15 protein-coding genes and 1 pseudogene are annotated in these 19,782 nt (G+C 44.1%); 8 read left to right on the plus strand and 8 right to left on the minus strand.

The features are described 5' to 3' along the window. The first annotated feature begins 7 nt into the window (after positions 1-7). The 8 genes from KFE98_18960 (at position 8) to KFE98_18995 (ending at position 9,591) form a co-directional block, all read left to right on the plus strand. Entirely contained in the window at positions 8-601 is a 594-nt protein-coding gene (locus KFE98_18960; protein ID UTW62065.1) for a TetR/AcrR family transcriptional regulator, read from the plus strand. After that, positions 598-846, plus strand: a complete 249-nt coding sequence (locus KFE98_18965) for a hypothetical protein (protein UTW62066.1) — start codon at positions 598-600, stop codon at positions 844-846. The genes KFE98_18960 and KFE98_18965 overlap by 4 nt, the downstream gene beginning before the upstream one ends. Further along, positions 813-1,472, plus strand: coding sequence for an alpha/beta fold hydrolase (locus KFE98_18970; GenBank protein ID UTW62067.1), 660 nt, complete (start codon positions 813-815; stop codon positions 1,470-1,472). Before KFE98_18965 ends, KFE98_18970 begins: the two co-directional genes overlap by 34 nt. Before the next feature lie 69 nt (positions 1,473-1,541). After that, positions 1,542-4,448, plus strand: a complete 2,907-nt coding sequence (locus KFE98_18975) for a histidine kinase (GenBank protein ID UTW62068.1) — start codon at positions 1,542-1,544, stop codon at positions 4,446-4,448. Positions 4,449-4,455: 7 nt separating this feature from the next. Next, positions 4,456-5,217: a response regulator transcription factor gene (locus KFE98_18980; protein ID UTW62069.1), complete on the plus strand. Its 762-nt coding sequence runs from the start codon at positions 4,456-4,458 to the stop codon at positions 5,215-5,217. A 102-nt stretch (positions 5,218-5,319) separates the two neighbouring features. Continuing rightward, positions 5,320-7,197, plus strand: a complete 1,878-nt coding sequence (locus KFE98_18985) for a T9SS type A sorting domain-containing protein (GenBank protein UTW62070.1) — start codon at positions 5,320-5,322, stop codon at positions 7,195-7,197. 167 nt (positions 7,198-7,364) lie between these two features. Next, on the plus strand, positions 7,365-8,960 hold the full coding sequence (locus KFE98_18990; GenBank protein UTW62071.1) for a peptide chain release factor 3: 1,596 nt from the start codon (positions 7,365-7,367) through the stop codon (positions 8,958-8,960). An 85-nt stretch (positions 8,961-9,045) separates the two neighbouring features. After that, positions 9,046-9,591, plus strand: a complete 546-nt coding sequence (locus KFE98_18995; GenBank protein ID UTW62072.1) for a hypothetical protein — start codon at positions 9,046-9,048, stop codon at positions 9,589-9,591. Here KFE98_18995 and KFE98_19000 read toward each other — a convergent pair. The 8 genes and pseudogenes from KFE98_19000 to KFE98_19035 form a co-directional block, all read right to left on the minus strand. Next, entirely contained in the window at positions 9,588-11,237 is a 1,650-nt protein-coding gene (locus KFE98_19000) for an endonuclease (protein UTW62073.1), read from the minus strand. The two genes, KFE98_18995 and KFE98_19000, sit on opposite strands and share 4 nt — an antisense overlap. Positions 11,238-11,239: 2 nt before the next feature. Next, positions 11,240-12,001: an MBL fold metallo-hydrolase gene (locus KFE98_19005; protein ID UTW62074.1), complete on the minus strand. Its 762-nt coding sequence runs from the start codon at positions 11,999-12,001 to the stop codon at positions 11,240-11,242. Beyond that, complete coding sequence (locus KFE98_19010; GenBank protein ID UTW62075.1) at positions 11,998-13,521, minus strand: glycosyltransferase family 39 protein; 1,524 nt, start codon at positions 13,519-13,521, stop codon at positions 11,998-12,000. The genes KFE98_19005 and KFE98_19010 overlap by 4 nt, the downstream gene beginning before the upstream one ends. Continuing rightward, positions 13,511-14,617, minus strand: coding sequence for a hypothetical protein (locus KFE98_19015; protein UTW62076.1), 1,107 nt, complete (start codon positions 14,615-14,617; stop codon positions 13,511-13,513). Before KFE98_19015 ends, KFE98_19010 begins: the two co-directional genes overlap by 11 nt. Next, on the minus strand, positions 14,614-16,008 hold the full coding sequence (locus KFE98_19020; protein ID UTW62077.1) for an MBOAT family protein: 1,395 nt from the start codon (positions 16,006-16,008) through the stop codon (positions 14,614-14,616). Before KFE98_19020 ends, KFE98_19015 begins: the two co-directional genes overlap by 4 nt. 9 nt (positions 16,009-16,017) lie before the next feature. Continuing rightward, positions 16,018-17,149 (minus strand): annotated as a pseudogene (locus tag KFE98_19025) (cysteine desulfurase). Then, complete coding sequence (gene glmM / locus KFE98_19030; protein ID UTW62078.1) at positions 17,146-18,534, minus strand: phosphoglucosamine mutase; 1,389 nt, start codon at positions 18,532-18,534, stop codon at positions 17,146-17,148. The pseudogene KFE98_19025 and the gene glmM overlap by 4 nt, the downstream one beginning before the upstream one ends. A 129-nt stretch (positions 18,535-18,663) precedes the next feature. Continuing rightward, a complete protein-coding gene (locus tag KFE98_19035; protein UTW62079.1) occupies positions 18,664-19,746 on the minus strand; it encodes a class I SAM-dependent methyltransferase in 1,083 nt (360 codons plus the stop codon). Positions 19,747-19,782 lie beyond the last annotated feature (36 nt).

A 19,782-nucleotide genomic window follows, 5' to 3' on the forward strand; every position in this document is an offset into this window, starting at 1 on the left:
GTCTGAAATGAAAAAAGGAGAACACACTCGACAAGACATTATTGAACGCTCAGCAGAGCTGTTTAATATCTATGGCTACCATGGATGTTCGCTAAGCGATATTATGGCAGCTACACAGCTCAGGAAGGGGGGAATCTACAATCATTTTAAAAACAAGGACGAAATCGCTTTAGCTGCGTTTGACTACTCTTTTCAGGAAGTCATCATGCGGTTTCGCAATCGATTGGACAAGGATAATACCCCGGCAGATAAGCTCTACTCTATCATTGCTGTTTTCGAAAGCTTTGCCTCAAACCCAGTTGTTAAAGGAGGCTGCCCCATATTCAATACAGCCAATGACGCCACCGATTCACATCCTGAATTACGTCAAAAAGCTCGTGAAGCGGTGAATATGCTTCTTCGCTATGTCGAGATAAAAATTGAAGAAGGACGCGAAAGTGGTGCCATACGCACCGATTTTGATTCATCTGACTTTGCTCTGTTTTTGGTGTCCACCTTAGAAGGGGCCTTGATGATTTCAAGGGTAAACGACGATCTGAGTTACATGGACCGGGCTGCAAATCAAATGAGAAACTACCTTAACAATTACCTCATTTCATGAAAAAGAAAAGGAAAACTCCACTGGTCCAGCGCATTATTCAACGCATTTTCCCCGTGTTGGAAGCGGTTAGTCCTTCCTTGGCGGGTAAATGGGCTACCAAACTATTTTTCACGCCTTTTCGATTTAAGCCTCCTCAACCCGAGGAACAACGAGCGGCCGATGCCAGGTGGACCCGGCTTCAGGTAAATGAGGATGAAATACAGATCTACCAGTGGGGGCCAAAGATGCTCCTGTTGCCTTACTGATGCACGGCTGGTCTGGAAGAGGACTGCAGTTTAGAGAAATGATTGCTCCTCTGCTTGAAGAAGGATATCAGGTGGTCACTTTTGATGCTCCCGGTCATGGACGATCGACGGGAAAAGAAAGTAACATCATTCTATTTAAGGATGCCCTGCTCAAAATTCAACAAGAACTGGGCTTCATTCACTTGCTTATCGCCCATTCATTGGGAGGAGCTGCCTCTTGGTATGCCCGTGTAGAAGGACTGGAAGTAGGTAAAATGGTTTCCATTAGTACCCCATCTATTCCTGCCCAAATCATTCAGGAATACCTGGTACGCATAAATGCTTCGGCCCGCACCGGTAAGGCCTTGGAAGACCACGTAGAGAATTTGGTGGATCGCAGTTTTGAATCCTTTGGAGCTTATGTAAATGCTCCCCTTGCTCCTGCCATTCCTACCCTACTTTTTCACGACTTGAAAGACAAAGAGGTGAGTATACGCCATTTGGAAAAACTACAAGAGGTACTACCTCACGCCAAAAGTTCACTTTCAGATGGTTTGGGCCACAACCGAATTCTTAAAGATGCCGGAATCATCCGTCAAATCGTATCCTTTGCCAGGCTGGAAAAGCGCCAAACCATTTCTGCCTAAATCATCTTTTGATCTTCTTTATTTTGAGTGAGATGCTCAAAACTGAACCTAAAAAATTAGGTTTGTTAGGTGAGATTGGTATTTGATGGTGTGAAGTCCGTTTGTCTGTACGTATTCCTTTTCCTTCTTCCTATTCAAAGCTTTGGACAGAATCCAGCTCATTGGAAACTGACCACAGAACATGGTCTCCCGGCCATGACGGTGTATGACGTGATGCAGGATCATTCAGGAATGATCTGGTTTGGGACCGAGCATGGCCTCTGCAAATACGATGGCATCCAATTCCAATCCATTACCTCCAATGGACCTTTTAACCGAGATGTTTCCTATATCAAACAAGACTCCTTGGGTCGAATTTGGTGCCGAAACTTTTCAGGAGCCGTTTTTCAGGTTCAAGACGATCAGCTCAAGTGGATCAAACCCGTCTACCAAGGTGAATACGTGGAGATAAAGGACTTTACCTTTAAATCTGACTCCATTTTTTACTTGAACAGCACCAAACTCTATGGGGCAAGTTTGGGGAATGAAACACAACTGAAGTTAGTTTACGATCTTGTCGGACGAGGCCGATTCTATTATTTTCCCATACGTGATTCCAGCGATCAGATTGTCGTCTCTGGATTGGAGAAAAAAAAGTCGGCCAACAGCAATAAATCCCTGATTTGGGCGCCAAATTTCAATGTAGGGAGCTCCATCCAAAAAGATCAATTTTTCCTATGGCATCAAGTCCCTCTTAAAAAGTTTGGTCTGTTTAACACCGATTTAGAATACCAAGAACTCAATCTGGCCAATTATGACCAACCCATAGCCGCCACCCATGTATCCTATGGTCCGGATGGACTTCTCTACATCACCAGTAAAAATGGGCTATTTCAATGCGATATTGTTGGAGATTCCCTGGTGGTTCGCAACCATTATTTCCAGGATGTATTCTTATCTAATCTTCTGTTTGACCGGGAAAATAACCTCTGGTTAACCACTCTGAGAAACGGAGTATTCGTGGTTCCTGATATTGGCCTTACTCATTGGAATGCATTTTCGCCAGTAGGTATGCAACGGGTTACTTTACTAAAACCTTTGGAGACAGGAATTCTCATCGGAGGAAATAATGGAAAAATAGTCCACTTAAATCAGAACTCAGTACAATCGTACCTGGCTGAGGGGGTGGAAGATGTGCGAGATTTGGAACTCGACCAGAACAAAAACTTGCTTTATGCCATTGAAAATGGAGTAAGTATTTTTCAATTTGGCGATTCCACTCATATCCCACACGAAGTTCCCCATCTGATTTTAAAAGACATTTCACTCTACGGAGAAAAAACACTTTTTGCTTCAGCCATGGGCGCCTACCTGTTTGCCGATGTAAAGAATCGAACTAAAGATAATTGGAGGAGGCTACGAGTGCGCCGATCCCTAAAGGCCGAACTGCTGGATGAAAGGAGAGCCTTGGTGGCCTACGACGATAAGCTATCCTGGTATTCGAATCTGGCCAGCGATTCTGCGCAAGACATTCAGTGGCAAGGTAAACCTATCATTGTCAAGCAGTTTGAAAGAATTTCAAACGACGATCGCTTCCTTGTTCTCACTTTTACCAATCAGTTTCTAAAATTGGAGCTGAAAGAGAATCAATGGAACTTAACCACTCTTATCGATTCCAACCAGTTCGATATCCATACCTTTTGTATAGGCGATTCCAACACTTGCTTCCTGGCAGGAGATGATGGAGTATACCGATTTGATGAATCCTTGAAATCGCTGAGTCCTCTAGCTGACTGGGGCGGAATGTCGCTCGGTGAAATATACGCGCTGGCCAAAATCGAGAACACCTTATGGATTGGTTCTAACTTAGGCCTTTTCCAAAAAAACCTTTCCAATTCCTACCCGCCCTCAGTACATTCCTTGATTCAGATTAAGAGGATTACTGTCAACAACCAGCCTCATCCTATCGATTCGAGCGACTTGCATTTAGCTTATGATCAAAACAACCTAAGCTTTGCCTTTGCCGCTCTTTCCTTTAAAGCCAATCGAAAACAGAAACTTGAATACCGATTATGGGGTGCCCATGCCGGTTGGAAATCCATATCCCCGAATCAGAATGTAGAATTCTCGTCACTGTCTCCGGGAGACTATCAACTCCAGGTAAGGGTGGTTAACTCTTCTCTATTAGATTCACCAGTATGGAAGAAGAATCTGGTGATTCAAGTCCCTTTTTGGAGTACCTGGTGGTTTGTTTCTGGGCTCATCCTTTTATCTATGGCAATGACCGCAATTTTGGTTTCCTATATATTGAATAGGAGAAAACAAAGCGTCTTAAAAGAACTGGAGCAAGAAAAACTCAAGCAATCCGTCACCGATTTGAAGCTGGAGGCCATCAAATCGCAGATGAATCCGCACTTTATATTCAATGCCCTGAATTCCATCCAAGACTATATTCTTCAAAATGAGAAAGAGTTGGCCAATCTATACCTGGGCAAATTTGCCGACCTCGTAAGAAACACCTTGGAAATGAGCCAGGAAAAGGAAATAACCCTGGCCCGGGAATTGGAAAACCTATCTGTATATATTCAACTCGAAGCGCTTCGGTTCGAACCCGCTTTTGATTACGAATTAGTGGTAGACAAGGACATTGATCAGAATGCCACTTTTCTACCTCCCCTATTTCTCCAACCCTATGTGGAAAATGCAATTAAGCACGGATTGTTTCACAAAAAAGGCTCCAAGCAACTTCAGATTATTGTGGAGAAAATCCAAAATGGGATTGATATTCACATAGTTGATAACGGAATTGGCCATGCTCGGTCGGAGGAAATCAAAAAAAGGGATGGGAGAAGTCATAAACCCTTTGCCACCATGGCCAATAGCAAACGAGTAGATTTGGTTAACAAGAATACTTCCTCCTCCTACCATATTTTAACTCAAATCGGCCCGAACAATGAAGGTACCGAGGTAATAATCACCATTAAAAAGAACCACTAAGACTATCATGACTGCACTTAAAGCACTGATTATCGATGATGAACCCAAAGCAAGAAGAACTTTAGCCACTTTATTGAGTGATTATTGCGACCCTGTAACCATCGTTGGGCAGGCAGAAAGCGTGCAGGAAGCACTGCAGTTGCTGAAACAAGAAAAGCCGGATGTCGTTTTCCTGGACATTGATATGCCCGTAGAATCTGGGTTTAAGCTTTTCGATTACGTAAATCCGGTTGAATTCCATACTGTCTTTGTAACTGCCTATGACCAGTATGCGATTAAAGCCTTTAAGCAAGCGGCCTTGGGTTACCTTCTAAAACCGGTTCAAATTCAAGAATTAAAAGCTGTGGTTGAACGCTGCAGAACGGCCGTTTCCCAACAAATGCGTAGCGAACAGTTGTCTATTTTGCAGGAGTATATAAAACCCAGCCCTACTCCATCAGACAAACGAATTGCCCTACCCGTGGCCAATGGGTTTCTGTTTAAGAAAGAAAAAGAGCTGGTGTGTTTAAAAGCGGATGGATCCTACACGGAGATTTTCACTGTTACCGGAGAACGATTGGTGATTTCCAAAAAACTCGGTGAGTTGGAAGATTTGCTTTCCCAAAACACCTTTTACCGCTGCCATCGTTCCTATATCATTAACCTAAACGAAATCCATCAATTTGTACGAGAAAGTGGTGGCTACCTCCTACTAACCGGAGATTGTACGGCAACGGTAAGCAAGGACAAACGCGAAGAACTTCTCCAGAAGATAGCCGGTCAAGCTTAATACCACCTTGGTTTAGCCTCATGGGTTCAAACGGGACTTTCATGGGTTAGCAGCTCTTTAACCAAAGAGTTGTTCGGATTCTTGTCGTCAAATTATTACGACATGAAAAATCAGATTTTTACTCTCTTAGCTTCGGGAATACTGCTTTCCGGTGGCTCTCTTAAAAGTCAGACGGTTCTCTCTACGCATGCCATGTATGGCGATTGCCAATTGAACCGAGTTGGCCTGTGTGTAGACAAAGATGACAATGCATATCTCCTGGCTACATTCTCTCAAAAAAACAACAACCCATTAGTGAAGATTGCTAACAAGAACTCCTACTACAACAACAATTTTCACCAAGTTATTTGTGCCAAATACAACGCTCAAAACCAATACACGACGCATAAAGATTTTCCCAGCCAAACCTTTGGGCAAATGTTAGGCATTGCCTACAATAAAGCACAAAACAAGATCATTGCCGTTGGAGGTCATAAGTTAAACGGAGGCTATCAAAAAGGTTATGCAATGTCTTTGAATACAGACTTTAGCGGACAATCCACTGAGCAATTTCAAAAAGCAAAGGATTTTGTTTTAAACTCCATCGCCGTAAGTTCAAGCGGTGCCAATGTAGTGAGCGGAGTTGACTACAGCAACACCATTAGAACTTCGAGCCTAGTTACCATGGCCGGGAGTAAGAACATAATGAGAGATTTTTCGGCTTCCGATCACTTGTACATCACTAATGTAGCTATAGACGATCAAAGCAGAGTATGGGGTGTTGGTCAATATGGTGGAGTATTCGACTCCTTACCCAATGCCGACAAAACCAATGGCCTTATTCTTCGACGAAGCCTAAACCTATCTGAAGACACGGCAATTTCGATAGGAGGTGGAACAGTAAGAGCCGCAACCATTGCCATTTCAGGTGACAACGTATTAATTGGTGGCCATTTTAAGGATACCCTTAAATATGGAGGTAAAACCTTAGTCAACGCAACTACAGGATGGGGAGCTTTCGTTCTTTGTATCAACCAGAAGGGCCAACTCAAGTGGTTAACAGAGTTTGAAGGAGCTGAATCCTTTATTCAGGGAATAGCCATAAACGATTGTGGAAATGTAGCCGTAACCGGTGCCTATGTGGATCAGCTTAAGGTTGGAGCCGCTAATATTACTTCCAATTCAACCTCCAGTAAGCGAACATCCTTTGTACTTCTGTTAAACTCCTCTGGTGAGGTTATCTGGTTAAAGGGCTCCAAAGGAAATTCTAACGACGCCTTTAGCCGAGGTTCACGAGTGGCCTTTAAGGCCAATGGAAACTTGCTGGTTGCTGGAAACTTTGGTGGAGGAATAATTTTCGATTCAGATACCTTGGATGAATCCAACAATAGCCCAGCAAGCAATCATGCTAACGTTTTTCTGGTGGAATACTCAATCTCCTCGGCCCCATACGCCATGGAATTGTCTAATGACACCATCGATGAAAACAACACCCAACAGGTGACGGTAGGAAATCTTACCGTTGAGGATTGCAAACACACATCCCAATTCACCTACAGTCTCGTAGCTGGTGCCGGTGACACTGACAACGCCCAGTTTACCCTAAACGGAGCTAACCTTATGGCCTTACCAGGACTTGACTTTGAAACCAAACCTCAACTGAGCGTTCGCATTCGGGTAACCAATCCAGATCAGAAATTCTTTGAGAAAGCCTTTACCATCAACCTTAACGATTTGACCGAAACTGTGGGAATATCCGAATTGGCGGACAAACGATCCATTCATGTTTACCCTAATCCGGTAAAGGATCAACTTCATGTTGAATCGGATGGAGTTACTCGAGTACAGCTGATATCTATTGAGGGCAGGGTTATCAACTCTCCGACTGTACAGCAAAACGGTGGGTATCTATTGAATACCTCATCTTTAGAACCAGGAACCTACGTTTTGCGCGTGGATTTTACGGATGGTGTAGAAATCAGAAAAATCATGAAGCAGTGATTCATGTCGTAAAACCATTTCTGCCCCCGAAGCGGCCTTAGTTTTCTAAGGCCGTTTTTTTTGGTTGTAACGTGAATCGTTGATCCCATTTAACGGTAATTCTCCTACCCTCTTCCCTGACCCTTTTACCGAGGCGAATTGTATATTTGCAGCCATTTTTGACGTCCATGAAGTTAACTGAAGAGATAAACCGCAGGAAAACATTTGCCATTATTTCCCACCCGGATGCAGGTAAAACTACTTTGACCGAGAAGTTCCTTCTGTTTGGAGGAGCCATTCAGGTGGCCGGTGCCGTTAAGTCGAACAAGATCAAGAAAACCGCCGCTTCGGATTTCATGGAGATTGAAAAACAAAGGGGGATTTCGGTAGCGACCTCGGTTATGACCTTCCCCTACCGCAATCTGTTGATCAACATTCTGGATACCCCAGGTCACAAAGACTTTGCTGAAGACACCTACCGAACACTAACTGCTGTGGATAGTGTAATCCTGGTGATTGACTGCGTAAAGGGCGTTGAGGAACAAACCGAACGATTGATGGAAGTTTGCCGCATGCGAAATACTCCGGTGATCGTTTTCATCAACAAAATGGACCGCCCGGGTCAGGACCCATTTGACCTGTTGGATGAGCTGGAAGAAAAGTTAAACATCAAAGTAAGACCCCTCAGTTGGCCAATTAACGGAGGCCAGGATTTTAAAGGAGTCTACAAGTTATACGACAACTCGCTCAACCTATTTGATGGGACAGAAAAAACCAAGGTAAGCGAAGACAGTATTTCCATTGAGAACCTTTCCGACCCTGTTTTGGATAAATATGTTGGAGAGGAAGACGCCGAAATATTACGTGAAAACGTAGAGTTGATCGACGGCGTATATGACGAATTCAACAAAGAAGATTACCAGGCTGGCGCTGTTGCTCCTGTGTTTTTTGGATCAGCATTGAACAACTTTGGTATTCAAGAAATGCTCGACACCTTCTGCGATATCGCCCCTTTCCCTCAGGGACGCGAAACCAATCTTCGTGAAGTTCAGGCAACCGAAGGCAAATTTTCTGGCTTTGTATTTAAGATTCACGCCAACATCGACCCCAATCACCGGGATCGAATTGCTTTCTTACGAGTTGTATCTGGAACTTTCCAGCGAAACAAATTCCTCCATCACGTTCGCTTAAACAAGAAATTAAAGTTTGCCAACCCGGCCTCCTTTATGGCTCAGTCCAAGGAAATCATTGAACAGGCCTACCCGGGCGACGTAATCGGATTGTACGATACGGGGAACTTCAAAATTGGCGATACCCTCACCGAAGGTGAAACGATGTCTTACAAAGGAATTCCAAGTTTCTCTCCTGAAATTTTTAGGGAAGTGATTAACAAGGATCCGATGAAGACCAAGCAATTGGAAAAAGGACTGCAACAATTGACCGAGGAAGGAGTGGCTCAATTATTTACCCGTCAACCGGGTAATATCAAAATCATTGGAACGGTTGGAAACCTCCAGTTTGAGGTGATTCAGTACCGTTTAAAAAATGAATATGGCGCCACCGTCGATTTCAAACCGCTGTCTTTTCACATGGCCTGCTGGATCACCACTGATAATCAGCCTCAATTGGATCAATTTATTCGGGTGAAGTCAACAGAGATTGCGACTGACAAAGATGGAAATTACGTATTTTTAGCGCCCTCAGCCTGGATGCTGGAAAAAGCAAGAGAAAACTATCCGGACCTCGAATTCCATAAGACCTCAGAGTTTAAAATGGCCATTTAGCCTTTGGATAGCTAGCCTGCTTGTATTAACCGCCTGTAACCGGCAACCCAAACCCTGCATTTCTATTTCGAATCAGCGGGTTTCATTGGGTGCTCAAGTAGAGTTTACCGACTGCTCCAAATATGGCCATGAAAACATATTGAAGCCCGGCGACGGAGCAAGCCTGGTTAATATTGAAACCACTTATCACCGCTACCATAGCCCTGGGACCTATACGGTGTCTTTGCAATCCTTTAGCCGAAATTCCAACAAAAGTGCCACTGCTTTGGATGAGGTCACTGTTGTAGCTCCCAATGCGGAAGACTTAAAAGGAGATTGGAAACTGGAGCGTGTAGAATGGTATGAAGAATTGTTTCTGGATCCCAACTTAAGTGTGTTTCAAAACAAAAAAGTGGATACCCAAATTATTCCAGAGTCCTACTCGGTGGCTGACACCAACATCGCAGTGAGTCATCAAAACGAGAGCTTCTTCTTTTTTGACGATGAGTTGACCTACAGCTACAACGATACCACAGCCACGCTAACAGTAGGCAATGTGAACTACCCTATCGTTCTGTTCAACTCTTCTACTCTGATCTTAAAAGGGGGCTATTACAAGGGGTACACCCTTATTTGGTGGGTACGTGATTAAGGAAGTTTGGAAAACTTCTGTGTACCAACTTCTCCATTCATATCCTCTATCTTGAGCAAATACCAGCCAGCATCCAAAGTACTAACGTCAATGAACTCTTTGGATTGAATAGTGCCTGTAAGAATCTCCTGACCATTTAAACTCACTACCCTGTAGTTGAGATCCTCGGTGGGCATCGTTTCAAAATTTACAAAAAGCTCAGCTCCTACCGGATTTGGGTAAATGGACCAACCATTAACCAAAGATTCCTCTTTTATACCATCAGGTCCAGATCCTCCACCAGAACCGTTGTTCCAGCGGCCTTTGATACGAATAGCCTCTCTCTCGTGTCCAAACAAATCAAACTTAACGATAAGGGAATCGTCATAATCCACCCAGCCATTCAGATCACCAGTGGCATGAACTTCCAGGTAGCTGTACTCTCCAGGTTGAATTTCTCGGGTCCAGTGCTCAGATGTATCCATATCCATTCGAAGGCCGACAGCCAACTCAATGGACTCTATCTTAATCGGTTTGTTACCGTAGTTATACCACAGGAACTGATAGCTGTATCGGGAAATGCTATCCGAATAAACGTGATTGGTAAAAGTTTGACTCACCTTCATTCCTGGGTTCTGTGATTCACCTGAAGTGCCATTAACCAACCTTGAAATGCGATCAGCGAATTGTGGATAATCTACAAACGGATTTCTGTTCTTTTGGTAGCTAAAAATATCGTCGTTACGTTGCTTTTCCGCAGCAGTGGGTGCATATTGGTGGTGCCAGCCTCTTAGGGTATTTTCCTGATGTTCGAAAAAGTACTGTCCTCCACCATCTTTATAGTCTTTATAGCGAAGTACGAAATACATCATTGCTCTCGAGCAGGCCCCTTTGTGTACATCGCGAGGTTCAAATTTCCCACCTCCGGATTTTGATCCACCCTGTTGCCAGGTTGGAGTTCCCGTTACCCGGGCAAAGGGATCGTTACCTCTTCGGGAGTTGGAAGTAACGGTAGTTGGAAACAAATGATGGATATCCGAGCGTTCTGGTTCTGATTTATTGAAGAACCCTTGAGGATAGGTGTGCTCACAATTGAAACCATTGGAGTTAGCCCCAGCTCTTGTATTAAAGGTCGCTTTAGTTCCCGTGTACACACATTCTATATCGCCGTTGTGGTTATCAATTTGACCATACATACGATCACGTGCCGTAGTGTAACCCAAACTTACATAGCCGTTTGAAACAATTCTGGCCAATTCATCTCTCAGCGCTTGCTCACTAAGGTTTTGGGTAGACTGGTAGTAGTTATTGGAATAGGTTCCTTGGCCATCCAAGTATACTGCTCGTAGAATGTGACGCTTGGACTCGACCAGTAATAGCCCAGAGTGAAACAAATTATGATCCGGACCAAATACCACATCCTGATTTCCCTTTCCATCCGATCCCAAGGTCACCTGGGCTGTAGCGTTAAAAGTGAGTGGGTAGCGGTAGTAGTTCCAAGCAGTCACAGTAAGTGTGGAATCTGCATAGGCACTGTCTTGTAAAGCGTAAGAGATGGTTTGATCAGACAATTCGTTCTGATCCGCAAAATGAAGGGTGTCATGCTGTTGAGCAACAGCGTAGAAACCTACCAGAACAAAGATTGCAAATGAATAAAATGATTTCATGATCAAATAGTTACAGTTAAGCCATCGTAGGCTAAATATACGTTTTCAGGCAACTCAGCCGACACCTCCCGGTGAAAACCAAGCAAATGCGATATGTGGGTAAAGTAGGCACGCTCTGGTTTTAACTCCTCCACCAAAGCCAATGCCTCTTCCAGGTTCAAATGGGAATAATGCTCCTCAATTCTCAAGGAGTTCAAAACCAATACTTTGCTCCCTTTGATTTTTTCCTTCTCCTCTGATGTAATGGTTTTTGCATCGGTGATGTAGGTCAAATCACCAATACGATAGCCCAACACAGGTAAATTCATGTGCATCACCTCAATAGGCGTCACCTCTATTCCGTCTAACTGAAAGGGAGACCCGTCCAACTCATGCAAGTTTGCACTGGGTGCACCTGGATAACGATTCGCGGCAAATACATAGGCAAAATCTCGTTTCAAGGCTTCACAGACCCTGGGCTGAGCATAGATCTCCATCGGTCTCTTCTGCATGAAATTGTATGGCCTCACATCATCAAAACCAGCCGTATGATCCCGGTGCTCATGGGTAAATAAAATAGCATCCAGCTTAGGAACCTTATGGGTCAGCATTTGCTGCCGAAAATCGGGTCCGGTGTCAATTACCCAAGAGCGGCCATCTACCTCAATCCATACGGAACTCCTTAGGCGGGTATCTTTGGGATCGTCACTGAGACAAACCGGATGAGTGCTCCCTATTACCGGAATACCTTGAGAGGTTCCGGTGCCTAAAAAGGTCATTCTCATCGTTGGTATTCAATTTTGTAAATGAATCCTTTTTCGTTGTCGTTGTTCGGATTGAGCCAATGTAGCAATCGATCCAAATAGCTGGATTCTACTTCGGCAATTGGGGTAAGCTTCGCACTAAAGGTTTGCTCGAAACGCACCAATCGACTATCTAATTCATCGGGTTCGAACATGACCAGGTACTTGGCTCGTTGATCTATTGGGCGATTCAAAATGATGGCAGCCTCTTCGTCGTAGTTGGATTTGGTGATGTAGAATACGCTATTCCAGGAAGTGTCATGTGCATAGAATACGGGCAATAGAAAGGTGCTGTATTCGATGGAGCGCTCTACAATGGCACCGTTGAAATTGGGTTGTTCGCCTAAAATCGTCATTACCTCTACCCTACTTTTCTTGGTACTGGCAGGGGTAACAGCTAACAACAGAATACCGTTGAGCACCCAAAACATGGTCCAGGAAAACTTGTGTACCTTTTTCCAAATCTCTTTTCTTCCTGGCGATTCAATCCATTCCGTCCACCCCAGGTATCCCAAAAGAATCAAGAAGGGAATAAATGGAACAATAAACCGCTCTTGCTTATTGGGAAAGTAGCTGTGAAAGGCAAAAAAGATTAAACTCGGAACGGCCAGCATCACGTATTTTCTAACCATTCGTCCGTAACCAAACATCAAAGCCACACTTAAAGGTGGCAGCAGCAGACCTGCCAGAGTTCCAAAGTACATGTACCATGGCCGGTTAAAATAGGTCTCTGAGTTCCTGAAATTGTACATGATGTACTCCGTAATCTCAGCAAAAGGCCTTCCCCACAAAAAGAGGTCACCAATTTGGGTAAAGAATAAAGCCACTAACAGAGCTATTCCAAACAGAACGGCCTTGCCAATCTTCTTTTGAAACAGCAATACTAAGCCAATACCTCCTGCATACAGAATAATCTGAAAGCGCAATGCCATGGCAACACCGACCAGAAATCCGGCAAAAATCACATGCTTTAGGGGTTGCTTATCTTCCTTGAGTAGCAGCCAAAACGCCCACATCAACGGCGGCACACAAACCAACTCCACCAAGTTCCGAACGCTCAAAATGGGTAAAAACCACAACAGGGCCATGATCAAAGTCGCATTCCAAGCACGTTCTTCGCCACCGTATTTTTTCACCAAACGGTAGAAAGGAGGAATGAGCAGTAAGGAATAGAATCCATGAATAATTCTAACCAGAAACATTTTAGCCGCTGGGGCGGTAATGCCTATGGATTCCAAAAACATGAAGAAGTAGTAATGAAGCCCTACATAAAACCAGGAGTGACCTGTAGGTGTGGCATCGGGTCTGTTTTGAGGAAGCCAGGCGTTGTAATCCTTTCCATCTAACCAACTTTGGGCAGCTTCAATGATCAGAAAGTGATCATCATGCATGCCGTACCCTTGAGAAAACAACATAGAAACCAGCCTCGGTATGGTCGCCAGAATTAACAAAGCGGTCAAGGGTTTCAGGTTCCATTTATCAGCCCAACTACTACTTATCATAGATCATTCTGAGTTTATCAAGTTCTGCCTTTAACTCCTCCACATTCTGTTCGTCGATCCAAACGCCAAAGATATCAGGTCTTAATTCTTTTTGGCGGGTTTCCATTCGCTGTTTTAGTATGGGGAACATTTCCTTTCGGGCATGGTGAGAATCCCAATACAAACTTGAATCAGAGGTCCATTTATTCACCCCTCCAAAATAATACATCCCACCCGTATAGGCCAGCGAGTCAAGCCATTGCTTGTAATCATCGAAACCATCAGAAATCAGCAACTCTTTAAAATGCCCGGCTGAAAGTGGATTCACAAATGGATAAAAGCTAACGTTCTCTTCCTCCAAGGATTGCACCGTTTTCTTGTACCACTTTAAGTTGGCACTGCTCATCTCCAAAGTGTCCCGGTTGTACAATCCTTTATACTGATTTCTGGAAATATCCATGACTTCTTTCAACCAGCCATTGCCGCGTTTGCTTAACGTTAACTCTCTCCACCCTCCGGTTCGTGAACCTCGGTTGTTGTATTGATATTGAATATCAAGCCCCAGTGAATCGCCACGAGTGGTATTATAGTGCAGGCAAGCTTCAGAATCTTTGAGTCCTTGAAAGGATAGGTATTTCTTAATGACTTCAAACTTCGCCCATTTCCTTCCTTCCAGAAGTTCTAAATCCAAGAGGGAGTCTTTCTCTTCTGACAGATTACTAAAGGAGTAGAAATCCAGGCCAAACCACACCTCTTCCAGGTCTTCGTTGTTTAAAGCGAACTGAAGCACCTTGTGCATTTCATAGGTACTGCCGCTTGTTAAGGCCAGATTGAAACCAGGATTTGTTTCACCGCTAAATGCCGAAATATCCGGAGCCAGATACTCCATTCTGGAAGTCCCCAGAAACACTCTTTTTTCGGACTTTATACTCCATTGCAAGGGCTTCAAGGAACGGGTATATCGGTGGTAATCTGGTTTGTAAAAACGATCAGATTCAGTGGAGGCTTTCGAAGCAAATCGATAAGGATCTACCTTCCAGTTGTATTGAAACACACTGTAGCCGATTCCCAAAAAGGAAACGAGAAAGAGGATCAGGTATATCAGAGAGCGCTTCAAAATCCGAAATAAATAAATTCTGAAATTTCATTTAAACTCATGATCACCGCTGAAAACGTGGCCACTTGAAAAGCCAAACGATACCAGGTAGGACGGAATGACTCGGCCAGCTTATTGGTGTTGGGCACAAGCCAGATAAAGGCAAGCGCCAAAACAATACATAAACCCGGATCAATGGGAAAAGCATTGACATGAGATAGCTGCCAGGAAAAACCCATTCCCGTTTGTCCAAGCATTCCCTTAAATACCTTCAAGGCATCATCAACGCTCGTAGCTCGGAAAAAGACCCAAGCTATATGAACAAACAAAAAGGTGATCAGCCAGGCTATTGGGTTAGGAAGCCGAACGCCCACCTTTGTCCAAAGTCGATGAATCACTGTTGCAATTCCATGCAGAACACCCCAAATGACAAAGGTCCACCCTGCGCCATGCCAAATACCACCTAACAAAAAAGTGAGAAACAGGTTGCGGTAGGTCTTCCCTTCTCCGGAGCGATTCCCTCCCATGGGAATGTATAGGTAATCTCTAAGAAAGCGGCTCAGAGTCATGTGCCAGCGTTTCCAGAAATCCTGAATATCAACCGCCCGGTAAGGTGAATTGAAATTGAAGGGAAGTTTAATGTTAAACATCCAGGCAAGACCAATGGCCATGTCCGTATAACCACTAAAATCAAAGTAGAGCTGCAAGGTGTAGGAAAGGCTGCTTACCCAGGCATCCTCAAAACTCAACACGGGCAGTTGATCGAAACCCACTGTGGCGAGCCGGGCAAAATTGTCGGCAATCAAAACTTTCTTGGCCAAACCAATAGAGAAGATATAACTCCCCTTAGCAATGTTGTCCCAACGAATGCGATTAACCCATGACTGGGCAAATTGAGGCATCATCTCCAAATGATGGACGATGGGGCCTGCGATGAGTTGAGGGAAAAAGGTGACAAAAAGGGCATAATTGAGAAAGGATGATTCCCGTGTTACCCTTTTGTATGAATCCACCAAATAGGCAATTTGCTGAAAGGTAAAGAAGCTGATAGCCAGGGGCAGAATCCAATGCGTGAGTGGTAAAGGCTCCGGCAATAGATTCAGAAAATTGATATTGGTAAGTACAAAATCAGTGTACTTAAAAACACCCAACAAAGCCAGGTTAACGACGATACCAAGAATGAGCAATGGTTTGGATCGCTTAATCACCAATTGCCGCCCCAAAGCATAATTAAAGAACAGGGAAAACAGCAGAACGATGAGAAAGTCAGGCTTCCACCAGGCATAAAAGCCCAAGGAGGCCAACACCAACCAAGCTTTGGAAAAAGAGGCCGATAATCGACCGAGAATAAAATAGACTCCTACCGCAATGGGAAGGAAAACAAAAATGAATTCGTAGGAGTTAAAAAGCACTTGGTGAGATTAGGCATAAAAATCAGCCAGCTTCTCCACGGCATAATCAATTTCTTCGCGGGTAGTAAACCGGGAAAATGAAAACCGTACAGCTGGTCGCATACCATCTGAACCAATACCTTCTAATACGTGAGAACCTTTAGCCGCACCACTGGAACAGGCACTACCACCAGAAGCAGCAATTCCCATAATATCCAGATTAAACAGCAACATTCCCCTTTATCCATGGGTGGCAAGGAAACATTCAATACCGTATACAAGGAACTTCCTTTAGGATCACCATTAAAAGCAATGCCTTCAATCTTCTCCTCCAGTTGCTCAATCATATACATTTTCAAGCCTTTAACATGCTCGATGTGATCATCCACATGATCATTGGCCAATTGCAGAGCTTTAGCCAAACCTACAATACCGTATACGTTTTCCGTTCCCGCTCTCAAACCTCTTTCCTGACCACCACCGGTAATCAATGAAGGAATGTGTAGGCTCTTATTTACATATAAGAAGCCAACACCTTTTGGACCGTGAAACTTATGAGCGGCACAAGTAGCAAAATGTACATTGAGGTTACTAAAATCGAAGGCATAGTGCCCCATGGTTTGAACCGTATCGGAATGGAAGATGGCGTCGTATTTTTTGCACAACTCCCCTACTTTCTTAATTGGAAGCAGGTTTCCAATTTCATTGTTCGCATGCATCAGCGAAACAAAAGACTTCTCGTTGTTGGCCAGAAGTTCTTCCAGGTGATTCAGGTCAACGTACCCATTTTCATCCAAGCGAACCTTGCTCAACTTAATCCCTTCCAGTTCGGCCGCTTCCTCCATGGTATCCAACACCGCGTGGTGCTCAATTTCAGAGGTAATGGCGTGCTTTACTCCGAGGTGTTTTAGTGAATTACGAATGGCCATGTTATCGGCTTCTGTTCCCCAGAAGTAAAAATAATCTCTCCAGGTGTTACGTGAAGCATGGCCGCAATCTGACGGCGCGCTACCTCAATCTTAGCTTTGATTTTACGGCCAAAGGAATGCGTTGACGAAGGATTGCCAAAGCCCTCCTGCAATACCGGAATCATTTCCTCTACTACGAGTGGATCAATGGGCGTGGTGGCTGCATTATCGAGGTATACGTGCTTGATTTTCATTTAATAATCTCCTTAATATCACTAATAATTTTATTAGCCAGGTTGTTGGCCGTATTCAGGTTTTCACTTTCTGTGTAAATCCGAATGATGGGTTCTGTATTTGATTTTCTCAAATGTACCCACTCGTTGTCGAAGTCAATTTTTACGCCGTCAATCTTGTTAACAGGGTACTTTTTATACTTCTTCTCAATCTCTACCAATACCCGATCTACATCAATCTCTGGAGTGAGCTCGATTTTGTTTTTGGAAATATGGTAGTTCGGGTAAGTCGCTTTTAGAATTGAAGCCGTTTTATTGGACTTGGCCAAATGGGTAAGGAACAAAGCGATTCCAACCAAAGCATCACGACCGTAGTGCAATTCCGGGTAAATGATTCCGCCATTCCCTTCTCCACCAATTACCGCGTCGATGGACTTCATCTTCTCCACTACATTTACTTCACCCACAGCTGAAGCTTCATAGCTCTGACCGTGTTTGGTGGTAATGTCTCTCAAAGCACGAGTGGATGATAGGTTGGAAACGGTATTTCCGGGAGTATGTCCCAAAATGTAATCCGCAACAGCAACCAGGGTGTATTCCTCTCCAAACATTTCACCGTCTTCGCAAACCAAGGCGAGACGATCAACATCTGGGTCCACGACAATACCCAAGTGGGCATCATACTTCGTCACCATGGAAGAAATCTCCGTTAGGTTTTCGGGAAGCGGCTCTGGATTATGAGCAAAGTGTCCTGTAGGTTCGCAATGCAGCTCATGAACCTCTGTAACGCCTAAGGCCTTAAGCATAGCCGGAACATATATTCCACCGGTTGAATTCACAGCATCAACTACAATGCGGAAATTCTTTTTGCGAATAGCTTCAACATCTACCAAGGGTAGAGCCAAAATACTTTCAATATGTTTTTCCAGGTAAGAGTCATCCTGGGTATAAGAACCGATGTCTTTTACATCAGCAAATTGATAGTCTTCTTTTTCAGCAATGGCTAAAACCTCTGCACCATCCTTAGCACTGATGAATTCACCTTTTTCGTTCAAAAGTTTTAGCGCATTCCATTGCTTCGGATTATGACTTGCCGTAAGAATGATTCCGGCATCGGCATTTTCCATCTCCACTGCCACTTCTACAGTTGGCGTGGTGGTTAGTCCAAGGTCTACTACGTCTATGCCCAATCCCTGAAGAGATCCGGTAACCAATCGGCTAACCATATTTCCGGAAATCCGGGCGTCACGTCCTATGATGATCTTCAGTCGCTTATCGGCATTTCTATCCTTAACCCAGGTACCAAACGCAGAAGCAAATTTTACAATATCGGGAGGGGTCAATCCTTCGCCTGGTGCACCCCCGATGGTGCCGCGAATTCCTGAAATTGATTTTATCAGTGTCATCTGTTTTCTTTACTGCCTAATGGGGCAAAACAAGCGAACAAATATAAATTTATCTCACGTGTCCAATAGCTGGCTATAGGATTATTTGAGCCAGTTTTTTAACAGCTTATCGGTGAGAAAAACAAGGGGCTATTTGCTGGATTCTTTTCTAAAAATACCGTAGAATTCGTGACCGACATTATACTCGGGATTAATCTTAAACAACACCCCGTGCTGAAAGGAACTGTAAGCATAAGCAAGTCCTTTGTTTTGGGGATTGATGTACCACTCGTTTAGGATGGATTGCTTATCCCAAGATTCTGCCTGAAGTTCTTTTTCACGACCAATGTAATCACCTGCCGCCCGGCGTTTGGAAGAATCGGCAACCAGTTTAGGTTTGTTTTTCCGTCCCTTTCCCTTCAATGAGGTTTTGATCTTATAGGTATAGTACTCGACAGGATTAAGTCCTTCCTGTTTCAATAATTCCTTTAGGCCTTTACCATCAAAATAGTTCACGTGGTTAATGAGCAATTCGGAAGGCTCGTGATGGTTTTTGTATCGCAAATAATGCTTCCAAACATCCTCCTGGCCATTGGGGGTAATAAAATGGAAGAGTCCACCCTTCTTCAGGTACTTTTTCACCTGCTGCACCACCAGTCGCACATCGGTAACGTGCTCTAAAATATCTCGGGCGATAACCAGGTCGAATCGATTGTCCAATTCAACCACATGCCTATCGGGTATTCCCTGAACAGTGGCATATCCATGATGGCTCTTATTGAAATCCAACACTTCCTGATTCACATCCATAACGGTTACCTGTGCCTCAGGAAATACAAATTGGATCCCCTGACTAAAGTACCCCGATCCAGGACCTAGCTCCAAAATCTGTTGAGGCTGCTCGCCCCGCTTCTGCAATCCACGGGCGAAAAGAACACCCCGACGAAAATTGCGAACCGCGTTGCGCTGCATTTCTTGTTGCCCTGAGCGAAGGCCCTCTTCTATGTAGTAAGCCAAACAGCCGCGAGCCGTTTCTTCTTCATTAAGCATGGGATCCAATTGGGTGTGCTGGCAGTTGGGACACTTTACCAAATCCGAAGATTGAATATCCCAATAATCAACTTCACCAATTTTAATTCCTTCCTGAGAACCACATACCCGGCATGGTTCTTTGCGAACGCATTTTTCACCCGTTAAAGGGGCCGGTAAGCCTTTGAGCATGGAGCCAATCATGTCGCGAAATTAGCACATTTATTGAGGCCGAAAAAC

The sequence above is a fragment of the bacterium SCSIO 12741 genome (assembly GCA_024398055.1).
Classification (GTDB): Bacteria; Bacteroidota; Bacteroidia; order Flavobacteriales_G; family Salibacteraceae; genus SCSIO-12741.

Excerpts from the sequence above, each read along its gene's own strand:
- glmM (UTW62078.1), bottom strand. The coding sequence starts at position 18,534 with ATGACACTGATAAAATCAATTTCAGGAATTCGCGGCACCATCGGGGGT.
- KFE98_19010 (UTW62075.1), bottom strand. The coding sequence starts at position 13,521 with ATGATAAGTAGTAGTTGGGCTGATAAATGGAACCTGAAACCCTTGACC.
- KFE98_19005 (UTW62074.1), bottom strand. The coding sequence starts at position 12,001 with ATGAGAATGACCTTTTTAGGCACCGGAACCTCTCAAGGTATTCCGGTA.
- KFE98_18980 (UTW62069.1), top strand. The coding sequence starts at position 4,456 with ATGACTGCACTTAAAGCACTGATTATCGATGATGAACCCAAAGCAAGA.
- KFE98_18960 (UTW62065.1), top strand. The coding sequence starts at position 8 with ATGAAAAAAGGAGAACACACTCGACAAGACATTATTGAACGCTCAGCA.
- KFE98_18985 (UTW62070.1), top strand. The coding sequence starts at position 5,320 with ATGAAAAATCAGATTTTTACTCTCTTAGCTTCGGGAATACTGCTTTCC.
- KFE98_18990 (UTW62071.1), top strand. The coding sequence starts at position 7,365 with ATGAAGTTAACTGAAGAGATAAACCGCAGGAAAACATTTGCCATTATT.
- KFE98_19035 (UTW62079.1), bottom strand. The coding sequence starts at position 19,746 with ATGATTGGCTCCATGCTCAAAGGCTTACCGGCCCCTTTAACGGGTGAA.
- KFE98_18965 (UTW62066.1), top strand. The coding sequence starts at position 598 with ATGAAAAAGAAAAGGAAAACTCCACTGGTCCAGCGCATTATTCAACGC.
- KFE98_19000 (UTW62073.1), bottom strand. The coding sequence starts at position 11,237 with ATGAAATCATTTTATTCATTTGCAATCTTTGTTCTGGTAGGTTTCTAC.